Annotated in this window: 20 protein-coding genes; 10 read left to right on the forward strand and 10 right to left on the reverse strand. The window is 62.0% G+C overall.

What is annotated here, in order from left to right; translation table 11 throughout:
- Window positions 1–42: 42 nt before the first annotated feature.
- Window positions 43–1080 carry a phosphatidylglycerol lysyltransferase domain-containing protein gene (locus A9K65_RS04225; RefSeq protein ID WP_013528679.1) on the forward strand — a complete coding sequence of 346 codons (1038 nt, stop codon included), beginning with the start codon at window positions 43–45 and terminating at the stop codon, window positions 1078–1080.
- A gap of 155 nt (window positions 1081–1235) precedes the next feature.
- Here the strand turns inward: A9K65_RS04225 and A9K65_RS04230 are convergent, their stop codons facing one another.
- Together A9K65_RS04230 and A9K65_RS04235 are read right to left on the reverse strand one after the other, a co-directional pair.
- Complete coding sequence (locus tag A9K65_RS04230; protein WP_013528680.1) at window positions 1236–1997, reverse strand: ABC transporter permease; 762 nt, start codon at window positions 1995–1997, stop codon at window positions 1236–1238.
- Window positions 1994–2920 carry an ABC transporter ATP-binding protein gene (locus A9K65_RS04235; protein ID WP_024502216.1) on the reverse strand — a complete coding sequence of 309 codons (927 nt, stop codon included), beginning with the start codon at window positions 2918–2920 and terminating at the stop codon, window positions 1994–1996. Before A9K65_RS04235 ends, A9K65_RS04230 begins: the two co-directional genes overlap by 4 nt.
- A 261-nt stretch (window positions 2921–3181) precedes the next feature.
- Here A9K65_RS04235 and A9K65_RS04240 point away from each other — a divergent pair, with 261 nt between their 5' ends.
- On the forward strand, window positions 3182–4543 hold the full coding sequence (locus tag A9K65_RS04240) for a cytochrome ubiquinol oxidase subunit I (protein WP_013528682.1): 1362 nt from the start codon (window positions 3182–3184) through the stop codon (window positions 4541–4543).
- A gap of 9 nt (window positions 4544–4552) precedes the next feature.
- Window positions 4553–5557, forward strand: a complete 1005-nt coding sequence (locus tag A9K65_RS04245; protein ID WP_013528683.1) for a cytochrome d ubiquinol oxidase subunit II — start codon at window positions 4553–4555, stop codon at window positions 5555–5557.
- Between the two features lie 57 nt (window positions 5558–5614).
- On the opposite strand, the gene A9K65_RS04250 is transcribed toward A9K65_RS04245, so the two are convergent.
- Window positions 5615–8203 carry an AAA family ATPase gene (locus A9K65_RS04250; RefSeq protein ID WP_064992697.1) on the reverse strand — a complete coding sequence of 863 codons (2589 nt, stop codon included), beginning with the start codon at window positions 8201–8203 and terminating at the stop codon, window positions 5615–5617.
- A 222-nt stretch (window positions 8204–8425) separates the two neighbouring features.
- Between A9K65_RS04250 and A9K65_RS04255 the strand changes: the two genes are divergently transcribed.
- The 3 genes from A9K65_RS04255 (at window position 8426) to A9K65_RS04265 (ending at window position 9536) form a co-directional block, all read left to right on the forward strand.
- Complete coding sequence (locus tag A9K65_RS04255) at window positions 8426–8698, forward strand: DUF4242 domain-containing protein (protein WP_013528685.1); 273 nt, start codon at window positions 8426–8428, stop codon at window positions 8696–8698.
- On the forward strand, window positions 8676–8963 hold the full coding sequence (locus A9K65_RS04260) for a hypothetical protein (RefSeq protein WP_082827512.1): 288 nt from the start codon (window positions 8676–8678) through the stop codon (window positions 8961–8963). Before A9K65_RS04255 ends, A9K65_RS04260 begins: the two co-directional genes overlap by 23 nt.
- A gap of 72 nt (window positions 8964–9035) precedes the next feature.
- Entirely contained in the window at window positions 9036–9536 is a 501-nt protein-coding gene (locus A9K65_RS04265; protein ID WP_064992696.1) for a hypothetical protein, read from the forward strand.
- A 61-nt stretch (window positions 9537–9597) separates the two neighbouring features.
- Here the strand turns inward: A9K65_RS04265 and msrA are convergent, their stop codons facing one another.
- From msrA to A9K65_RS04290, 5 genes are all read right to left on the reverse strand, one after another.
- Entirely contained in the window at window positions 9598–10335 is a 738-nt protein-coding gene (gene msrA / locus A9K65_RS04270; protein ID WP_064992695.1) for a peptide-methionine (S)-S-oxide reductase MsrA, read from the reverse strand.
- A gap of 142 nt (window positions 10336–10477) precedes the next feature.
- Entirely contained in the window at window positions 10478–10735 is a 258-nt protein-coding gene (locus tag A9K65_RS04275) for a hypothetical protein (protein WP_064992694.1), read from the reverse strand.
- 107 nt (window positions 10736–10842) lie between these two features.
- A complete protein-coding gene (locus A9K65_RS04280) occupies window positions 10843–11541 on the reverse strand; it encodes a DUF1223 domain-containing protein (protein ID WP_064992693.1) in 699 nt (232 codons plus the stop codon).
- 273 nt (window positions 11542–11814) lie between these two features.
- Window positions 11815–12186, reverse strand: coding sequence for an endonuclease domain-containing protein (locus A9K65_RS04285; protein ID WP_063173440.1), 372 nt, complete (start codon window positions 12184–12186; stop codon window positions 11815–11817).
- A gap of 108 nt (window positions 12187–12294) precedes the next feature.
- On the reverse strand, window positions 12295–13374 hold the full coding sequence (locus tag A9K65_RS04290; protein WP_027161264.1) for a TadE/TadG family type IV pilus assembly protein: 1080 nt from the start codon (window positions 13372–13374) through the stop codon (window positions 12295–12297).
- A gap of 187 nt (window positions 13375–13561) precedes the next feature.
- Here A9K65_RS04290 and lepA point away from each other — a divergent pair, with 187 nt between their 5' ends.
- Complete coding sequence (gene lepA, locus A9K65_RS04295; RefSeq protein ID WP_063169622.1) at window positions 13562–15367, forward strand: translation elongation factor 4; 1806 nt, start codon at window positions 13562–13564, stop codon at window positions 15365–15367.
- A gap of 216 nt (window positions 15368–15583) precedes the next feature.
- Here the strand turns inward: lepA and A9K65_RS35080 are convergent, their stop codons facing one another.
- Window positions 15584–16069 carry a hypothetical protein gene (locus A9K65_RS35080; protein ID WP_127385193.1) on the reverse strand — a complete coding sequence of 162 codons (486 nt, stop codon included), beginning with the start codon at window positions 16067–16069 and terminating at the stop codon, window positions 15584–15586.
- Between the two features lie 10 nt (window positions 16070–16079).
- On the opposite strand from A9K65_RS35080, the gene A9K65_RS04305 reads away from it, so the two are divergent.
- The 3 genes from A9K65_RS04305 to A9K65_RS35590 all read left to right on the forward strand — a co-directional run bounded on the left by A9K65_RS04305 (window position 16080) and on the right by A9K65_RS35590 (window position 18714).
- Window positions 16080–17264, forward strand: coding sequence for an XRE family transcriptional regulator (locus A9K65_RS04305; RefSeq protein WP_084015499.1), 1185 nt, complete (start codon window positions 16080–16082; stop codon window positions 17262–17264).
- The gene (locus A9K65_RS04310) at window positions 17251–17697 is read left to right on the forward strand and encodes a hypothetical protein (RefSeq protein WP_086081289.1); all 447 of its coding nucleotides are present in this window, start codon (window positions 17251–17253) and stop codon (window positions 17695–17697) included. Before A9K65_RS04305 ends, A9K65_RS04310 begins: the two co-directional genes overlap by 14 nt.
- 504 nt (window positions 17698–18201) lie before the next feature.
- On the forward strand, window positions 18202–18714 hold the full coding sequence (locus A9K65_RS35590) for a hypothetical protein (RefSeq protein ID WP_064992689.1): 513 nt from the start codon (window positions 18202–18204) through the stop codon (window positions 18712–18714).
- A gap of 511 nt (window positions 18715–19225) precedes the next feature.
- Here the strand turns inward: A9K65_RS35590 and A9K65_RS04320 are convergent.
- On the reverse strand, window positions 19226–20866 hold the full coding sequence (locus A9K65_RS04320; RefSeq protein WP_064992688.1) for an ABC transporter substrate-binding protein: 1641 nt from the start codon (window positions 20864–20866) through the stop codon (window positions 19226–19228).
- Window positions 20867–20975 lie beyond the last annotated feature (109 nt).

Consider the following 20975-nt stretch of genomic DNA (forward strand, 5'->3'; position numbering starts at 1 on the left):
CCTGGACGGCCGGCGCTGTAGGCGGCACGCGGAATCTCGACCATGCCCTCCTTGCGGTTCTATTTCGACAAGATCCTTGAGGCCGCCGCGCCCGAGGTCGAGCGGCAGGCGCTGACCCATGTCGAACGCCTGGCACTGGTGCGCCGCTATGGCGACTTCTCGCTCGCCTATTCCACCGCCGTGCAAGGCAAGCTCTCCTATTTCGGCGACGCCGACGGCTACATCGCCTTCGGTACCAAGATGAAGCACCATTTCGCGCTCGGCGACCCGGTGGCGGCTCCGGCGCGTCGGGCCGATTACATCAAGCGCTTCGTCGAGACCGCCGGCAGCCCGTGGTTCGTGCAGGTCGGCGAGGAAACCGCACGCGTGCTGGCCGGCCTTGGCTACAAGGTCAATCGCCTCGGCATCGACACCCGCCTCACCCTGCCCGAGCATGATTTTTCCGGGAAGCGCAACGAGACCGTGCGCTACTCCGAGCGCTGGCTGCTGAAGAAAGGCTTTTCGTTCGACGAGGACAAGCGCACGATTTTTCTGGATGAAATTGCCCGGCTTTCGGAAAACTGGCGCGGCGACCGCATCGTCAAGCGCTGGGAGATGGGCTTTCTCAACCGCCACTTTGCCGACCATCTCGGCACCGACATGCGCCGTTTCGTCCTGCACGGTCCCGACGGCGGACTGGTCGCTCTGCTCGACTTCGACCCGCTGTGCCGCAACGGAAAGGTCATCGGCTACACGACGGCCTTCAAGCGCAAGCATATCGACGCTTCGCCGCATGCCGAAGTCGGCCTGACCAAATTCGCCGTCGATCGTTTTCGCGAAGAGGGCATCTCGGTGGTCACGCTCGGCCTGTCGCCGATGCTCGATATCGGGCCAAGCGGCTTTGCCGAAAGCGATTTCTGGCGCAATGCCTTCCAGCGCGCCTACGATTCGCCCTGGGTCAATCGCCGCAGGTTCAACCTGCAGGGCCAGGCGGCCTTCAAGCGCCGCTTCCACGGTGTCGAGGAGCCGGTCTACATCGCCTTCCGCAAGGGGACGTATGTCGAGATGCTGGGGTTGCTGCGGCTGGTCAAGGCGATCTAGATCTATCGATATTCAGGTGAGGCCGGCCTGCAAATGGCGGCTTCCTGCGCTTCCGGTGCTCACGTACGAAAAGTACGCTCCGCTCCGGTTCTCGGAATCCGCCATTTTCGACTCGGCCTGACCTGAATCTCAACAGACCTGGCGGCGTCCTGCCGTCAATTCCTCAACCGATACCCTGTCCTGAAGATCCAGGCGACGATCGTTATACAGATCAGCAGGAAGACGACCGTCATGCCGAGGCTGACGCCGACCGAGACGTCGGACTTGCCGTAGAAGCTCCAGCGGAAACCGCTGATCAGATAGACGACCGGGTTGAACAGCGTGATCGTGCGCCAGACCTCGGGCAGCATGTTGATCGAATAGAAGCTGCCACCGAGGAAGGTCAGCGGCGTGATGATCAGCAGCGGAACCAGTTGCAGCTGCTCGAAACTCTTCGCCCAGATGCCGATGATGAAGCCGAACAGGCTGAAGGTCACCGCCGTCAGCACCAGGAAGGCGAGCATCCAGAACGGATGCAGGATGGTGAGCGGCACGAACAGCGAGGCGGTGGCCAGGATGATCAGGCCGAGGATGATCGACTTGGTCGCGGCACCGCCGACATAGGCGATGACGATCTCCAGATAGGAGACCGGCGCCGACAGAAGCTCGTAGATCGAGCCGACGAATTTCGGGAAATAGATGGCAAAGGAGGCGTTGGAGATCGACTGCGTCAACAGCGATAGCATGATCAGACCCGGCACGATGAAGGCGCCGTAGCTGATGCCGTCGATCTCGGTGATGCGCGAGCCGATGGCCGAGCCGAAGACGACGAAATACAGCGACGTCGAGATGACCGGCGAGACGATGCTCTGCAGCACGGTGCGGAAAGCACGTGCCATTTCCATCCGGTAGATCGCCCATACTGCGCGAAGGTTCATGGCTCCCTCCTCACCAGATTGACGAAGATCTCCTCGAGCGAAGAGTTTTGCGTGTCGATATCGCGGAACTGGATGCCGCCGGCCTCGAGATCGCGCATCAACGAGGCGACGCCGGGCCGCTCGGCCTGGTTGTCATAGGTGTAGGTCAGCTGCCCGCCATCGGGCGACAATTCCAGCGCATAGCGCGAGAGCGCCTCGGGAATGGCCGTCAGCGGATTGCGCAGTTCCAGCACCAGCCGCTTGCGGCCGAGCTTGCGCATCAGTTCGGCCTTGTTCTCGACCAGGATGATCTCGCCGCGGTTGATGACGCCGACGCGGTCGGCCATCGCTTCGGCTTCCTCGATATAGTGCGTGGTGAGGATGATGGTGACGCCGTCCTCGCGCAGCCGGCGCACCATCGCCCACATGTCCTGGCGCAGCTCGACGTCGACGCCGGCGGTCGGCTCGTCGAGGAACAGGATGCGCGGCTCATGCGACAGCGCCTTGGCGATCATCAGCCGGCGCTTCATGCCGCCCGACAGGGTGATCGCCTTGGCGTCCTTCTTGTCCCACAGTGAGAGATCGCGCAGCACCTTCTCGACAAAGCCGTGGTTGGCCGGCTTGCCGAACAGGCCACGGCTGTAATTGACCGTCGCCCAGACGCTCTCGAAGGCATCGATGGTCAGTTCCTGCGGCACCAGCCCGATCAGACCGCGCGCGGCGCGATAATCCTTGTTGATGTCGTGGCCGTCGACGGTGACGGTGCCCGACGAGCGGTTGACGATGCCGCAGACGATCGAGATCAGCGTCGTCTTGCCGGCGCCATTGGGCCCAAGCAGCGCGAAGATTTCGCCGCGCTGAATGTCGAGATTGACTTCCTTGAGCGCGGTAAAACCGGTGGCGTAGGTCTTGGAGACCCCGGAAATGGACAGGATGGAAGGCATGGATGAAAACGGCTGCTTGAAAGAGGTCCCCTGATATAGGCCGAATGTCGGTGCTTGCAACCGCAAGTCAATGCCCTGCTGACAGTTCTCGACAATCGTTGCCGGCCGGCCATTGCAGGTGCGGCGCACAGGCCCGGAGTTGCGCGGCATGCAACCGGGAAAATTGTCCTGTGGCGTTCAGCCTCGCGGCAGGACGCCGCTTTGACCTGAACTCGCTTCGGGCCTATTCTTCGCGAGTATTTGCAGCAGCCGGAGCCCATCATGGACCCGCTCATACTTTCGCGTATCCAGTTCGGCGCGAATATTTCATTCCACATTCTATTTCCGACGATCACCATTGCGCTGGGTTGGGTGCTGCTGTTCTTCAAGCTGCGCTACAACGCGACCAACGATTCCGCCTGGATGCGCGCCTATTTCACCTGGGTGAAGGTGTTCGCGCTGTCCTTTGCCATGGGCGTGGTTTCGGGCGTCACCATGAGCTTCCAGTTCGGCACCAACTGGCCGGGCTACATGGAAAAGGTCGGCAACATCGCCGGGCCGCTGCTGGCCTACGAGATCCTCACCGCCTTCTTCCTCGAAGCGGCCTTCCTCGGCATCATGCTGTTCGGCTTCCGCCGCGTTTCCAACCGCATCCACACGCTGGCGACGGTGCTTGTCGCCGGCGGCACCACCGTCTCGGCGTTCTGGATCATCGCGCTCAATTCCTGGATGCAGACGCCGGCCGGCTTCGAGATGCGCGACGGCGTGGCGCATGCGGTCGACTGGTGGGCAATCATCTTCAACCCGTCGATGCCCTACAGGCTGACCCACATGCTGCTGGCGTCCGGGCTGACGGTGTCGTTCCTGATCGCTGGCCTGTCGGCGCTGCGCTATCTCACCGGCGACCGTTCGGAATCGATGTGGAAGGCGCTGCGCACCGGCGTCTTCACGGCCGCGATCCTGATCCCGATCCAGATCTTCGCCGGCGACCAGCATGGGCTGAACACGCTGGAGCACCAGCCGCAGAAGATCGCCGCCATGGAAGCCAACTGGAACACCGGCCCCAACGTGCCGCTGGTGCTTTTTGCGCTTCCCGACGAGGCCGCGAAGGAAAACAAATTCGAGATCGCCATTCCCGACGGCGCCAGCCTGGTGCTGCGGCACTCGACCAGCGGTGTCGTGCCGGGACTGAACGATTATCCCGGCAACCATCCGCCGGTCTTTCCGGTGTTCTGGGGTTTCCGCGTGATGGTCGGCACAGGCATATTGATGCTGCTCGTCTCGTGGTCGGCCGCCTTCTTCCTCAAGCGCCGGCACAGCCTGCCGAAGCCGCTCGCCATGCTGATGGTACCGATGGCGCTGTCGGGCTGGCTGGCAACGCTGGCCGGCTGGTACACCACCGAAATCGGCCGACAGCCCTGGCTGGTGACGGGCGTGCTGAAAACGGCAGACGCGGTCGGCCCGGTGGCGGGCAGCCATGTCGCGCTGACGCTGGCGACCTACCTCGTTCTCTATGTGCTTTTGCTGATCGCCTATCTCGGCGTGCTGGTGCACCTGGCGCTGAAGGCGGCGAAGGACGGCGATTCATCGCCGTTGCCGGGCGTCATGAACGCCGCCATGTCGCAGCCGGCGGCTGGCGAGTAGGAGAAGAAGATGAGCTTCGACTGGCCAACCGCGCTTCCCCTCATCTTCGCCGGCCTGATGGGCCTCGCCATCCTGATCTACGTCATTCTCGACGGTTTCGATCTCGGCATCGGCATCCTGTTCGCCGCCGCCGAAGACGCCGAACAGGATACGATGATCGCCGCGATCGGCCCGTTCTGGGACGCCAACGAAACCTGGCTGGTGCTGGCCGTCGGCCTGCTGCTGGTCGCCTTCCCGCTGGCGCATGGCGTCATCCTGACGGCGCTCTACATTCCGGTCTTCGTGCTTTTGCTCGGGCTGATCCTGCGCGGCGTTGCCTTCGATTTCCGCGCCAAGGTGCCAGCTGGCCGGAAGCATCGCTGGAACCGTATTTTCTTCCTGGGTTCGCTCATCGCCTCGCTGGCGCAGGGCTACATGCTGGGTGTCTATGTGCTCGGCCTCGATGTCGGCCTCGGCGGCATGGCGTTCGGCGTGCTGGTGGCGTTCTGCCTTGCCGCCGCCTACGCGGCGATGGGCGCTGCCTGGGTGATCTACAAGACCGAAGGCGAGCTGCAGAAGAAGGCGGTGCGCTGGCTGCGCACGACGCTGGTGCTGACCGCGCTCGGCATGGCGGCAGTGTCGCTGGCGACGCCCTTCGCCAGCCCGCGCATCTTCGACAAATGGTTCGTCTGGCCGGAGATGCTCTATCTGTCGCCGCTGCCGATCCTGTCGGCACTGCTGTTCCTGTGGCTGTGGCGGCAGACCTTCCATCTGCCGAAGCCCGACGACCGCCATTCACTGACGCCGTTCCTGACGCTGGCGGCCATCTTCGCGCTTGGCTTTGCCGGCCTCGCCTGGTCGTTCTACCCGTTCGTGGTGCCGGATCGCCTGACCATCTGGCAGGCAGCCTCGGCACCGGAAAGCCTAGCCATCATCCTGGCCGGCACCGTGGTCGTGCTGCCGATCATCATCTTCTATTCCTTCTATGCCTACCGGGTGTTCGGCGGCAAGGCGACCGACCTGACCTACGATTGATCCGCTCCACCTCTTTGACGCAAAAGCGCCATGCGCTTTCCCCAGGAAGGGCTGCTTTCAGATCAGCCCGGAATCGCGCGCGGCAGCTGTGGCCTCGCCACGCGAGATGGCATCCAGCTTACCCAGAACCGCGGAGACATGGTGATCGACGGTTTTTGGTGAAATGGTCAGATGCTCTGCGATCCGCTTGTTGGAGAAGCCGCGCTCGATCAGTTGCAGCACTTCCATCTGGCGTTGGGTCAGGCCGGCGCTGTTGGCGCGCGTGGTCTGGCGCGGCCCCCGGGCGATGCGAATGACGCCGTTGCGCCGCATGATTTCGCGCACATGGCTCGCAACCGGCTTGGCTCCAAGGGTCTCGAATATCTCGAGTGCCGCACGCTGCGCCGGCTCATCGCCCTGGGCGAGCGCGAGCGCACGTTCATAAGGTGCGTTGAGATCCGCCCAGACCGCGGCCGCCCCTTGCCAGTCGCCAGCCAGGAGCATTCGGTACGGCGCGGCCATGCCGGCCGTATCCCCCGCGTCGCTACCGGCGGAGAGGATCTGGCGCCAGCTGGCCAGTTCGGCAAACATAGCCCGCGTCGGCGACAGGGTCTCGGCAAGGTCGATCAGCCGCAGCGCCTCGGCGATTTCCGCCTCGCCGAGCCATGCCTGCTCGGCGACGATGGCGGCGTACGGCAACAGCCGCTGCAATTCGGCTCCCCTTTCCAGGAACCGATTCATTTCCGCCAGCAGCGGCTCGGCCGAAGGATCTCCGCGCCGAAGACGCAGTTTCACCAGGGCCACCAAAGCGGGATAGCGGACCAGCGCCGTCGCCTGGTCATTGCTTATGACATCCAGAGCCTCGGCGGCAGCTTCGTTCCAGTATCCCTGACGCAACAACAACTGTGCCCGAACCCCACGCATATAGTCACGCCAAGTCGCCAGATCGTTGTCGACGCAATAGTCGATGCCGCGATCGAGGAAGGATTGAGCCTGGCTGTAGCCCAATTGGTTGATCTCGCCACAGGCGCAATTGGTGAAGGCACGCGCGGCGTGCTCCTGAAAATTCTGCTCCAGCGCGATTTCAAGGCTGCGGGCGAGATGCAGCCGGCTGCTGGCCAGATCCAGCCACTGCTCGGCGGCGCCGACATTGTTGAGCGCGTGACAAACGACATCCTGCCGGTCCAGCTGCTCGGCAAGCTCGATCGCCCTGCCGCCCAGCGACAGGGTCTCGTCGAGCCTCTCGGCCAGCATCGCCAGCTGCGAAAGGTTCGAATAGGCCATGGCAAGTTCGGCACTGGCGGGAACTGCCTCCAGCAACGCGACCGCCTGGGCGCCGAACAGGTCGGCTGCCGGGCGGTCGCCCAACAGATAGGCGAAGCGCGATAGCCACCTGAGGCTGTCGCCTTCCTTCAGCGTGTTGCCAAGCGCCTTTTGCAACGCGCGGGCTTGTTCCTGCGCCTTGATGGCCTCGTCAATGCGGGCGATCAAGTGACACTCGAAGGCATACTGCTCGTAAAGTCCGGCGCGTTCTTCCACGGGCAAGGTGTCGGCCTGCCGCAAGGCGACCTCATAGTAGCCGGCGGCGTCGCGATGGGCGCCGACACGCGAAGCCTCGCGCGCGGCGATCGGCGCGAATTCGCGCACCGCCTCGAAATTGTGCGCTTCCACGGCGTGATGGACCAGGCGTGCGGTGGCGACGCCGCCGTTTTCAAGCAGCGCCGACAGCGCGCGCTGGTTGAACAGTCTCCTGTAACTTGTCGTCAGCATCATCTCGATGGCGCGGCGTGCGATTTCATGGCGGAAGGCATAGCCATCGCCCAGATCGTCGAGCAGCCCATTCGACACACATTCTGCCAGCTGTCCGGCGCTGGCGACGCCGCACAGGCCCTGCAGAGCCCAAGCATCGGCCCGCCTGGGAAACACCGACACCGCGTCGAGCATCGAGCGGGCACCGGCGGACAGCCGTTCGGCCCGCGCCACAACGGCGTCCCGCACGCTGGCCGGCGGCGTCATCTCATTGTCGGCGCACAGGAGCTCGGTGACGAAGAAGGCATTGCCGGCGGTGACCCGGTAGATGGCGTCGCCATCGCGGCCGGCAGCGCTGGCGAGCGACAGGACGGCCGCCTCGCTCAACAGCGGCACGTCGATACGGGCAACGTTGCCCGACGGAATTTCACCCAGCGCCCGGCGCACACGCGCCTGTCCTTCGCTGCGGTCGGTGCGCGCCGTCAACAGGACCAGGATGTGGGTGTTGGCGATGCGCCGGCCAAGAAAGCGGACGAAATCGAGCGTCGCGTCGTCCGCCCAATGCAGATCCTCGATTACCAGAAGCGTCGGCTGGGTCCTTGTCTCGAACACGTCGAGGGCACCGGAGAACAGTGGCAGCCGCTGACCCTGCCTGGCGTCGATCGCCTGCGGCATCGCCCATTGCGCCTCGCGGGCGAGGTCATAGAGCGGTCCGAGCGGATCGGGGATCGACAGGTCCTCGCAGGCGCTGCGCAAGATGCGCGTAGCCTTGGCCGCGCCGGCGACGAAGGCCTCGACCAGTGCGGTCTTGCCGGCGCCGGCCTCGCCCGACAACGCCGCCACGCTGCCGCGACCACGCGCGGCTTCGGCGAGAAGTCCGTCAAGCTGCTCCAGCTGTGTCTGCCGTTCCAGAAGCATGATCGTCCGCTTTTCGTGATCCGGGTCGCTGCCGCACCCCGCTTTCGTCAGGCAGGATAGCGCGGCCCGGTATCGGCTTTGTGGCTCCAGCAGTGAACGCCGTTAACATGGGGAATCGTCCCACGAAACATAGGGAAAGGTTCCGATGCGCGCCCCTGGCGAGCGTGATCAATGTCCTCCGCGCTCAAAACCGGGCGTGAAACAGTAAAAAAGGAACCTGATATGCCTCGCTATGTGGTTGAACGTACATTTCCCAACGGCCTCAGCGTGCCGGTGAACGATGCCGGCGCCGATGCGCTGGGCGGCGTCATCATGCGCAACGCGGAGAAAGGCGTGACCTGGGTGCAGTCCTTCGTCTCGCCCGACAAGAAGCAGAGCTTCTGCATCTATGACGCGCCTTCGCCGGAAGCGATCCGCAGCACGGCCCAGAAAAACGCGCTGCCTGTCGACAAGATCACGGAGGTGCGGGTTCTTGACCCTTACTTTTACCGTTGACCCGATCGATGAGCATCAAACTGCCCTTCGCGGCGACGGCAGCGTGCCTGACGAATCGTTCAGCGGGCCGTCGGCGGCGTCGAGACCCGTCGGACGAGACCCGTTACCGGGCCGGGCTTTCTGGCGGCTGGCCTCGCTGCTGTTCGCGCCATTGCGCAAGAGTCGGCGTCGATTGCCTCCGCAGGACGATTATCTGAGACGCGACATCGGCCTGCCGGAGCTCGAGGGTCTGCCGCACTACTGGGACTTCACCCGGTACCAATGATGCGTGCAGCCGAGATCCGACGTCGCAGCGGGAGCGGCTGCTCCCGCGCGCCATCAACAAGGAGGAGAGAACATGAACATCCATCTGTGGACCAAACACCTCATCAACCTGTCGATCCTGTCGATCGCGGCCACGGCGGCCAATGCTCACAACGCTGGCGCGCTGGACGAGAAGGTGCGGGCAGCCAACAGCCGCTTCGAGAACGTGGCGATGGCGACGGCCGAGGGCTATGCGCCGATCCCTTGCGCCAGCGGCATCACCGGCGGCGCCATGGGCATCCACTATGTCAATGCCGGTTATCTGAAGGACGATGCGGTCGAACTCGCCAAGCCCGAGGCGGTGATGTACGAGCCGATGGCAAACGGCAAGCTGAGGCTGGTGGCCGTCGAGTACATCACCTCGAAAGGTCCGGCTTCGCTGGAAGGGCAGCTGTTCAATTTCGACAGCGCGCCCAACCGCTACGGTCTAGGCCCGTTCTATGAACTGCATGTCTGGGCCTGGAAGAAGAACCCGGCCGGTACCTTCGCCGACATGAACCCGACTGTGACGTGTGACGCGATGAAGGCCATGTAGCCGGCAGAGGCGGGGCGGCTGAGTGCGCAATCTCCCCCCGCGAGGGGGAGATTGCGCGTTCTCAGTTGCTTGCCGCCAGCACCAGCACCGGTTTCTCGCTGTAGAGCGTCGGGAACAGCGCCTTCAGGTTCGCCACCTTGGGCAGGTCGTTGTAGACGATGTAGGGATAGGTCGGGTTCAGCGTCAGGAAATCCTGATGATAGTTCTCGGCCGGATAGAAGGTCTTGCCGGTTTCCAGCGTGGTGACGATCGGCTCCGGGAACACCTTGGCCTGGTCGAGCTGGGCGATGTAGCTTTGCGCGATCTTCTTTTGGGCATCGTTTTCGGCGAAGATCGTCGAGCGGTACTGCGTGCCGGAGTCCGGACCCTGGAAATTCAGCTGGGTCGGGTTGTGGGCGACCGAGAAATAGACCTGCAGCAGCTGGCCGTAGGTCACCTTCGACGGATCGTAGGTGATCTCGACGGATTCGGCATGCCCGGTGCGGCCTGAGCCGACCGTCTCGTAGACGGCGGTGTCCTTGTCGCCGCCGGTGTAGCCGGAGACGGCCCTGGTCACGCCCTTGACGTGCTGGAACACGCCCTGCACGCCCCAGAAACAACCGCCGGCGAAGATTGCCTTTTCAGTGCCGGTGGCCGCCTTCTCGTCGAGTGCCGGCGGCGGGATCTTCACCGCGTCCTCGGCCGAAACCGCCGGCGTCAGCCAGAAGGCGGCGCCAGCGGCGGCCAGCGCAAGAGCGGCGAGCGCGCTGCGGAAGACGTTCGACGATTGTCTGATGACTGGTTTTTGAATGTCGGTCATGGCTTGAGCTCCTGTGACGTCCATCATGTGGAGTCTATTGGATAAGATACGATCATGCGACGGGCGAGTTGCGGCCGAAGCCTCACTTTCACGTGCATCCGGCTTCGGACCCGCGGGACCGAAGCCGGAAACAGCACCGCCTTTACTTGGCCGGAGCCATCGCATCCGTTGCCGGCTTCATGGCGTCAGCCGCCGGCTTCATGGAATTGGTGGCCATCGGGTCGGCAGGCTTCATCGCATCCGTTGCAGGTTTCATGGCGTCTGCGGCCGGCTTCATCGCATCCGCGGCCGGTTTCATCGCATTGGTCGCGTCGTCGGCACGGGCGATGCCGCCGGCAAACAGCGCCGTCGAGCACAGAGCGAGAGCGAGCGCCGGCAGCGTCAGGCGGGAAGTGGTCATGATGATCTCCTTGGGGTTGGTCGGTCGTTGAAGGCGCGTCCTCTTGACGGCCGTGCTATGCGGCGCCGCTCCATGCGGCGTTGCGCAATCTCTTGTCGAAGCGCGATCTAGTCGGTCGCGGCGGCCAGGATCGGTCCGCCACCGGGCGACTGCACGAGCACGGCGGTGCTCAGGCCGCCGGATGCGGCGGGCAGCGGATACGTCGCGGCCGCGCCGGTCCAGCTGCCGAGGTTTTCGAGCGCATGCACGACATTGGCGTGCGGCAAGGTGCGGCCGGTATTTTCGCCGCGCGCCACAGGCACCTCGACGACGCCCTTGGCATAGCGCACCAGCCAGACATCGGCGTGGCCGCCAGGTGCGGCGCCGGCGCCGATGCTGATCTTGCCGCCATCGAGCGACAATGCCGGGCCGCTCGTCCGGCCGCTCACCGAGATCAGTTTTTCGATCTCGCCGGGTGCGGCGCCGACGACATCGGCATGGCCGTTGACCACCACTTGCGGCGTGAACGGCCCGTCATGACCGAGCGCCGGCTCATAACTGACCTGGCGGCGGGTGAATTCCTGTTTTCCGAAAATATCCTTCCAGCCGAGATAGTCCCAGTAGGTGACGTTGAACGACAGCGCCAGCACACCGGGCTGGTCCTTGACCTTGATCAGATTGGCATTGGCCGGCGGGCAGGACGAGCAGCCCTGGCTGGTGAACAGCTCGACCACGCTGAGCGGCTGGGCGGCGGCCGCACCGAGCGACGCTGCCAGCGCAATCGCCGAGAGGCTGGGCATTTTGATGAACGTGTTGGACCCTGACATCGGCTTGCTCCGTGGGCGGCGGCGCCTGGAAGCACCGCAGATATCCCCACTTCGCCGCTGTCGGCGCCTTCGTTACAGCGCTCACCGGTTTGTGATCGGGCCGCAGGCGTTCTTCCCTTCTCCCCCTGTGGGAGAAGGTGTCGCCGCAGGCGACGGATGAGGGGTGTTCCAGGGAAAGCCAACGTCTCACTCCGCTGGAACACCCCTCATCCGTCTCGGCGCTACGCGCCGATCCACCTTCTCCCCACAGGGGGAGAAGGGAAGAACGCGCCCCTACCGCCAAGGCTGTAGGCTGGTATCCCGTACATAGGCGATGATGGTATCGCAAACGGCGTTCATGTCTTTCAGAACGTCATCGTTCCAAAAGCGCAGAATGCGAAAGCCTTTCTCTTCCAGGTGAGTTTTGCGGACGCTGTCAGACTCCAACTCCGCATGCTGGCTGCCATCGATCTCGACGACCAAGCGTGCTTCGAAGCAGACGAAATCAGCAATGTACTTTCCAATGGGAACCTGGCGCCGAAATTTTATCCGGTCGAGCCTGCGGTCGCGCAGTTCATGCCACAGCCGGTCTTCCGCTTCCGTCATTACACACCGGAGCGAACGGGCGAAGCTTCGTTTGGCTGGCGGGACAGGTTGATGCGGCATGGCTTAGATTAGCCGGCTATTGCGCTCCGTCCAGCACCCCTCATCCGTCTCGGCGCTACGCGCCGATCCACCTTCTCCCGCAAGGGGAGAAGGCAAGAGGAGCAGCATCTACTGCGTCAGCCGCGTGTTGTTGGGCCGCTTGTTGAAGTCGCATTTGCCGGTCACGTTGTAGAAGAAGTCGGCGTTGCTGACGGGCGCCGGGACTTTGTTGCCGCCGTCTTCCCAGGCCTGGTAGGCTGTCGCGCCGCAAGGCACGAGGCCGAAGATATCAACGATCTGGCCGGTCGCCATCTCGTTGTAGTCGATAGCGCCCGTCTGGTCCGATTTGAGGCCGCTGTAGAGCCTGTTGGACGTGGTCGGATCGTTCGACATGAGCTTGCTTGGGTTGCCCGATGGCACATCCATCTGCAGATAGAGGCCGGCCATCTGGCTGACATTGATCTGCGCGCCGGCGCCATCGGCGGGATACATCGTATCGACGCAGTAATATTTCGTCTGGAACCCGTCGGTCAGGATCACCGCGCCAGCGGGCGTGCTGGAATCGACGAGCTTGCAGACCTGCTTCTGGGCCACCGTGGTGACCGTCTTGCCGGCTGAATCGGTGGTGAGAACGCTGACGGTCGTGGTGCCGTAGCCTTTCGGATCGCCAGTCTTGCCATAGGCATAGTCGATCGTCATCAGCGGCTTGCCCGCTGCGGCGCCGAACATCGTGCCGTAGAGCGTCATTTTCTTGTTCCAGTAGCCCGACACGCCGGTGACCTTGAAGGTGGCCTCCACCAAAGCCGGCGCCTTGTTCACCGCCGACGTAACGCCGACTGCCACCGAAGGAATCCTGGCGATCTGCATGAACACGGTCGGCATGGCGAAACTTGCCGAGGCCTGCGCGGTGGCGGTGCCGTTGGCGCTGACGTCGAAGCTGTTCAGCGTCGCGGTGCCCTGTCCACCATTGGCCACGTAGGAAGCCTGCATCGCCACCTGGCGCTGCGGCTTCGTCGAGGCCGTATCCATCGTGGTGATCGACAGGATCGCGGCGTCGAGTGCCGCCTGCTCGGTCGACCTGGTCTGGACAGCGGAGGTGTAGTCGACGGAAAAGCCGATCGCGGTGATCAACGGTATCATGGCAAGAATGAGTATCGGTGCGAACGAGCCGCTCCGCGACTCGATAAAACTGCCTGCAAGCCCCCGCATGCCTTCGTCCTTACATCAGATATTTCCCTCCGCTAACATCCCGTTCGCAAATTATGCTCTAACGGGCTTGGTTAAAATTTATAGATTTTTCGCGAAAAGCGCGAAAAAAGCGACAGGTGCCCGTGCTGCCTGCTCCGGCAAAGGCGCACAGCTTGCTCGGGCAAGCCACCCCTGCTAAACGCGCGCCATGAGCACGCCCCTCGACCACATCCGCAATTTCTCCATCGTCGCCCATATCGACCATGGCAAATCCACGCTTGCCGACAGGCTGATCCAGCTGACCGGCGGGCTGGAGCTGCGCGACATGAAGGAGCAGGTGCTGGACTCGATGGACATCGAGCGCGAGCGCGGCATCACCATCAAGGCGCAGACGGTGCGGCTGAAGTACCGCGCCAACAATGGCGAGGACTATATCCTCAATTTGATCGACACGCCCGGACATGTCGACTTCGCCTATGAAGTGTCGCGGTCGCTGGCCGCCTGCGAGGGTTCGCTGCTGGTGGTCGACGCCTCCCAGGGCGTCGAGGCGCAGACGCTGGCCAATGTCTACCAGGCGATCGACAACAACCACGAGATCGTCGTGGTGCTGAACAAGGTCGACCTGCCGGCCGCCGAGCCCGAGCGCATCCGCGAGCAGGTCGAGGAGGTGATCGGCATCGACGCCTCCAACGCCGTGCTGATCTCGGCCAAGACCGGCCTTGGCATTCCGGACGTCCTGGAGGCCATCGTCCACCAATTGCCGCCGCCGCGTGAAGGCGACGCCACGGCGCCCCTGAAGGCGATGCTGGTCGACTCCTGGTACGACGCCTATCTCGGCGTCATCGTGCTTGTGCGCGTCATCGACGGCGTGCTGAAGAAGGGCCAGACCATCCGCATGATGGGCACCGGCGCCAAATATCTGGTCGAGCGCACCGGCGTGTTCACGCCGGCGCGCATCAATGTCGACGAGCTCGGCCCCGGCGAGTTCGGCTTCTTCACCGGCTCGATCAAGGAAGTGGCCGACACCCGCGTCGGCGACACCATCACCGAGGACAAGCGCGCCACCGCCAAGGCGCTGCCCGGCTTCAAGCCGGCGCAGCCTGTGGTGTTCTGCGGCCTGTTCCCGGTCGATGCCGCCGATTTCGAGGATCTCCGCGCCGCGGTCGGCAAATTGCGCCTCAACGACGCCAGCTTCTCTTTTGAAATGGAAACCAGCGCCGCGCTCGGCTTCGGCTATCGCTGCGGCTTCCTTGGCTTGCTGCATCTGGAAATCATCCAGGAGCGGCTGGAGCGCGAGTTCAACCTCGACCTGATCGCCACCGCGCCCAGCGTCGTCTACCGGCTGGCTCTCACCGACGGCTCGATGAAGGAGTTGCACAACCCGGCCGACATGCCGGACGTGGTGAAGATCTCGGCGATCGAGGAGCCGTGGATCCGCGCCACCATATTGACCCCCGACGACTATCTCGGCGGGATTCTAAAACTCTGCCAGGACCGGCGCGGCATCCAGGCCGACCTGTCCTATGTCGGCAAGCGCGCCATGCTGATCTACGACCTGCCGCTCAACGAAGTCGTCTTCGATTTCTACGACCGGCTGAAGTCGATCTCCAAGGGCTACGCCTCCTTCGACTATCACCTGACCGACTACCGCGAGGGCGACCTGGTGAAGATGTCGATCCTGGTCAATGAGGAGCCGGTCGATGCGCTTTCCATGCTGGTGCACCGCACGGCGGCGGAAAAGCGCGGCCGGCAGATGTGCGAGAAGCTGAAGGAGCTGATCCCGAACCACCTGTTCAAGATCCCGATCCAGGCCGCGATCGGCGGCAAGGTCATCGCCCGGGAAACCATCTCGGCGCTGCGCAAGGACGTGACCGCCAAATGCTACGGCGGCGACGTCTCGCGCAAGCGCAAGCTGCTGGACAAGCAGAAAGAAGGCAAGAAGCGGATGCGGCAGTTCGGCAAGGTGGATATTCCGCAGGAGGCGTTTATCCAGGCCTTGAAGATGGGGGATTGAGAAGCCGGTTGGCGCGCATAGCGCGCCAAGTCATCGATCCGGTGGATCGATGACAGGCTTCGAAAGCGGGGGAGCTGCCGGAGGCAGCGGGTCCCCCGCCAGCGCGGCGTTGAAGCTGCGCGGTGGAGATTTTTGCCCATCCATCCTACCGTCGCCTCGGCCTCATGAAGAGGCGATCAACTCGCGCCCCAATACGTGGCTAGCTCATATGGACAGTCAGCCGTGAGCCATAAAAAGCCTATTGGCTTTATTACAAGCGTCTCTCTCCGCTACTCGTTCTTCGCTGGTTCGAAGCCAAAGGTATGCGGACCCTAGGATAACGGGGGCGACCGACGTAAATACCATGGCCGCGATGTCCCAAATACTCAGCTCGATAGCCGGAAATAACATCAGCACGTAAAGAGCCAAGGCAGCTATAAGTGCGAAAAAGACAGGTCCCCGCTGATGCTTTTCGATCGCAAGTTTCATCCGATCTGCCTTTTGAAGCCAATGGCTAAGCGCTTCTTCAAATTCAGCAGGGTCTAGATGCTTACCGGCAATTTCCGCCAGTCGTTCAGGAGATTCTATCCACCAACTGAAGCGTTCTACATCCCGCTGGGAGCGAGACAAGGCTGGATTCACGAATAAATTCACATAGCTGACGGCCAAATTCAGTCCAAATCCGACCTGAATAACACTTGAATATTCTGCTACTGTAGGCATAATCATTACCATGGCAAATTATGAATCTGTTGAGTTCAATCCAGCCGTCTTACGATCGCTGCGCACTCAGTTAGCCTATTCTGCTAATGAGGTAGCCGGATTGAGCAATATCCCTGCCGACAGATACCATGCTCTGGAAGTTGGCGAGGCACAACCGAAAAGCGCCGAGCTTAAAAGGCTTGCAAAGTTTTTTCGTGTTAAAGAGTTTAGCTTCCTGAGGAGGTCTGCGCCTAGCAAATCTAAGGAAATTAACTTTAGAGCCCGGATGCCTCGATATAAGGGAGAGCCAGGCCCGATTCTTGACGCGATTGAATTTGCATCTGGTATACAACGACTTCTACTTTCTGTGTCTGATACGCGAAGTCTCTGGCGATCTCAAAACACTCGATCCTTAAATTTAAACTCGGATGTTGAGACTGAGGCTCAATGGTGGCGAAAAAGCCTTGCCATTGAAGATTCAGTCCAGCTCGATATCCCGTCGCACGACAAGTTCTTTATGTTTTTTCGGAGTCGTGTGGAGCAAAAAGGTATAAGTGTTCTTGTATACTCGTTCGAAGAGAAGGCATTCAAAGGCCTTACTTTTGGGTCAAAAGAAGATGTGCCGGTAGTACTGATTAATTCATACAAACAGCAGAAATCTTCTAGGACTTTTACGCTCGCGCACGAGCTCGGGCATGTGCTCTTAGAGGAAGACGGCGTGTCGAATCCGTACGATCCTTCGACCCGAATTGAGCGGTTTTGCAACAATTTTGCGGCCGCGATTCTCATGCCTAGAAACTTGATGTCAGAACTTTTGCAACGACGCAGAGGTTCTTTTACGTCAAACGCAACAATCAAATGGCTTTCAAACAAGCTTAAGGTGAGTCTGGAAGCTGTGGTCATTCGTCTTGTCGAATGTGGATTTGCCGAGAGCGGTTTTTGGCAGACTTGGAAGTCACAATTTAGCGGGTATCTACCAAGCGAAGAGGACGCAGGCGGCGGTGGCGGCTCCGAAGAGGGTGTTGATCAAGGCCTCGTAAAGTTGGCCTATTTCGGATTCCTTTTTGGTCAACTAGTTCCGGATCGGTTTCGGGAGAATGGTCTGACGGGGATGGCCGTGTACAAGGCCAGCAGATTGAAGCCTGGATATTTGCCGGATTTATCTAGAGCAGCGAAACAGCGGCTCTCGGAGGTCCGGTCGTATGAAGGGACCTGACGATCCGCCCCGATGTTATCTGTTTGATGACGAAGCTCTCGAGCGATCCTTGGCCGAGGGCACAGAAGAAAAGCATGATGTCATTGACGGCTGCGAGGATGGACAACTTTGTCTTACGAGTGCGTCGAAAGACGTTTTTTTGAACGTCTTTCCCGACGAAAAGGAGAAGATTGCCAAGTTCAAGATTCTTAGGAAGAAGGTCGCGGACAATAGGATTGCTGCGGCATTTACAGATCAATTGCAAAATTATCCTGATATAGATTCGGAAGAAGTTCAGGATAAAATCTCGTTGTTGGCAACTGCTTCTCGCTGTGACGTGACCGTGGTGACTGGCGAATTTGTATCCACAACTACAAGAGTTAAGGTTCTGGCGGAGCAGGTCGGTGTGCGTTGCATAAACATTGATGAGTTCTTTGAAGAAGTAGAAGGCTAAACGTCAGAGTAGGTTCCGCCTCTCGGCACTTCCGCCCGTTTCCGCTTCACTCCCCAGCCATGTCCGCCCCCGTCGAAATCCGCAGCAGCGCCTCCAGCAACAGCTTCCAGCTGATCGCGCCGTTTGTCGGCGCGGCGATTGCCGGGGTGTTGGCGTAGAGGGCGCTTCGTCAGACACCCCGCGCGGCTGCCTCGGCTAGGGGTTGTACAAGGCGAGCAGCGGGTTCGACAGCGGGGTTCATCAAACGTAAAAACCCGCCTCGGCAGCGGATCATTGACGCAAATCAGAACCATAGGGAAAAATGTAGCATAGCTGCCGTCACCCTGTCAAGAATAAATTCCTATCTACGTGAAAACCCATTGGCGCAAAAGCTGCCGACACCGCTGGATTGGCCGTCCTCCGGCCTTTTGTTAAGCTGAGTTCGGAGCCCTGGGAAAGATCGCGCTCCCCTTTGACAACCCGTCAACCTGCCGTATCCTCCCGAAGCTTGGGGGGAAACATCACATGCGCACCACAGCAGACACCGTCGCCTCTCTCGGCCTCGCCATCGGCGGTGCCTTCGGCCTTGCCGGCACCTTCGTCGCCAGCGCTCCGCTGCGCGAAACGCTCTGGACGATCGACGGCGTGGCTCTCGTGGTCGCCACCGCGCTGCTGACGATGAAATACCAGCGGCTCGGCAATGATTGTGTCGCTGCCGGATTCCTGACCTTCCTGGCCGGCGAGACGCTGCTGATGGCCGGCAATGCGGCGGGGCTGGAGGCCAGCGTGCCCTCCTATGTCGGCGGCATCTCGCTTTGGGCGGCCGCCCTGGTCATGGTCAGCGCGCCGAAGACATTCGCCCTGTGGATGCGGCTCGCCGCGCTCGTGGCGGCCGTGCTGTTTGTCGTCTCGGCTTGCATGATTATCTGGGGCGCGCCCTTGCTGCCGACCTCGGCGCCGCTGCCCGCCGCCGGTTATCCGTTCCTGGTGCTGACCTTTGCCGGCTGGATCTGGACGCTGCTGAAGCCGGCCCGGTGAGGCTTTGTCCGCTTGCGTACCAAACGTCCGGCCTGGTTGATCGGGCATCGGCGGGGCGGTAAAAAATCCGGGCGGCGGACCCAGGTTCGCCAGTGGCCGGCGCGGGCTCAGGCAACTGCCTCACCGGCATTCGCGCCGGCCATTTTCAACCCGCAGATGATCGCAGCGATCCACCGGCTAGCCCTGCACTTGAAGGGGCGCTGACGCTTCTGACCTTCTCCCCTTGTGGGAGAAGGTGGATCGGCGCGCAGCGCCGAGACGGATGAGGGGTGCGTGACGGAGTGAGGCGGTGAAGGTTCTGCTCTGGTTCAGGGCGTTTACTGTTGGCGTATCGCCAAGCTGGAACACCCCTCATCCGTCTTGCCGCTGCGCGGCAATCCACCTTCTCCCACAAGGGGAGAAGGTTAGAAATGCCGGCGCATCACCGTCGCCCGGCCCTTCGCAGGCTCAGAGCGTTCGAGGCTCGTAAAGCCAAGCAATTGGCTTTACGTCCGCTAGCGCGGACCGCCTCTCAACTCTCAATCCACACCTTCTCAAAGTGCTGCTCCAGCGCCTGGTGCTGTTCGCAGCCTTCGACGCCTTTGCGGTAGGTGCGGTAGACCGAGCGCCAGTAGGGTTGGATGATGATGCCTGAATCGCGCAGATTCTGCTCGATCTTGCCCATGATCTCCTTGCGCGCCTTGGCGTCGGGGGTGGCCAGCGCCTTGTCGAGCAGCGTGTCGAATTCGGGGTTGGCGTAGGCGCTTTCGTTCCAGGCGGCGCCGGATTTATACGCCAGCGCCAGCACCTGGACGCCGAGCGGGCGGCCGAGCCATTCGGTGCAGGAAAAGGGGTATTTGCTCCAGTCGTTCCAGAAGGTGGCGGCGGGCAGCACGGTGCGCTTGATCTTGAGGCCGGCCTCGCGCATCTGCGCGCCGATGGCGTCGCCGGTGCTCTTTTGCCATTCGACATCGACGGAGATGAGCTCGAACTCGTGGTCTGATTTGCCGGCCTCGGCCAACAGCTTCTTCGACTGCTCGACGTCACGCTTCGCCGGGCCGATATCGGCATATTCGGGGTGCATGGGGCCGACATGGTGGTTGTCGGCGGGCTTGCCGCGGCCGCCGAGGCCGAGCGCCAGCACGGCGGCATTGTCGACGGCGAGCTGGGCGGCGCGGCGCACCTTGACGTCGTCATAGGGCGCGTTGGCGACATTGAAGCGGGCGACGATGGTCGAGCCGGTGGCGATCTCGGAGTTCATCAGCCCCATCTGCTCGGTCTGCGAGACGGCATCGGAAGCGGTCTCGTGGTCGGTGTCGATCTCGCCGGATTCGAAGGCTGAGAGCATGGCGTTGGGGTCGGAGCCGTAGTCGACCCATTTGATGCCGTCCAAGTAGAATTCGCCCTTCCACCAGGGCTTGTCTTTGCGCTTCACCTCGGCACCCGTCTCGGCATCCCAGCTTACCAGCTCGCAGGGACCGGTGGTGATGGCCAGCGCCTTCAGGGGATCGCCGTCGCCCTCATAGGAGCGGTGCATGATCAGTGCCGGATAGTCGGCCATGCCGGCGATCAGCGAGATGTCGGGCTTGGGCAGGTTCAGCTTGATGGCGAAGTCGTCGACCCTTTCGATGCCGCCATCGACGACCTTCTTGGTGTCGGCATTGACCAGCGCGCCCATGCGCGCGGCGACCGAATTGCCGGGCACCGAGGCATCGCACCAGCGGGTGAGGTTGTGGATGACATCGTCGGCGTTGAAGGCATCGCCGTTCGACCAGGAGATGCCCTTGCGCACATGCAGGGTCAGCGTCCTGGCGTCGTCGCTCGCCTCCCAGCTTTCGAGCAGCCAGGGCTCGAAGGAGAAGTCGGTGTTCCAGCGCACCAGATATTCGTTGCAGTGGCGGGCGACATTCGACATCTCGACGCCGTCGAAGGTGCGCGGGTCCTTGAAACCCTTGACGTTCATGGCGACGCGCAGGACGCCGCCCTTCTTGGGTTCCGCCGCGCGGGCCGGCGTGGCGGCCAGCCCGCCCAGCGCCAGCGCGCCGGCGGCGCTGACGCCGAGGCCGGCCATCAGCGCCAGATATTCGCGGCGGTTGATGCCGCCGGTCCTGAAATCGTCGGCAACGGGTTTGGCTTGCGGGTGGAGTTTGCGGTCGGTCAGCATGAATTTCATCGTCGTTCCCCTGTTGTTGATGCATGCCGCCCAAAGGTGCCCAGCGGTTTTGGGACAATGCATGCACAGAAAAATCGCCCCGGCCGATCGACAGGCGCGGGGGCGGACG

This window comes from Mesorhizobium sp. WSM1497 (assembly GCF_001672455.2).
Classification (GTDB): domain Bacteria; phylum Pseudomonadota; class Alphaproteobacteria; order Rhizobiales; family Rhizobiaceae; genus Mesorhizobium; species Mesorhizobium ciceri.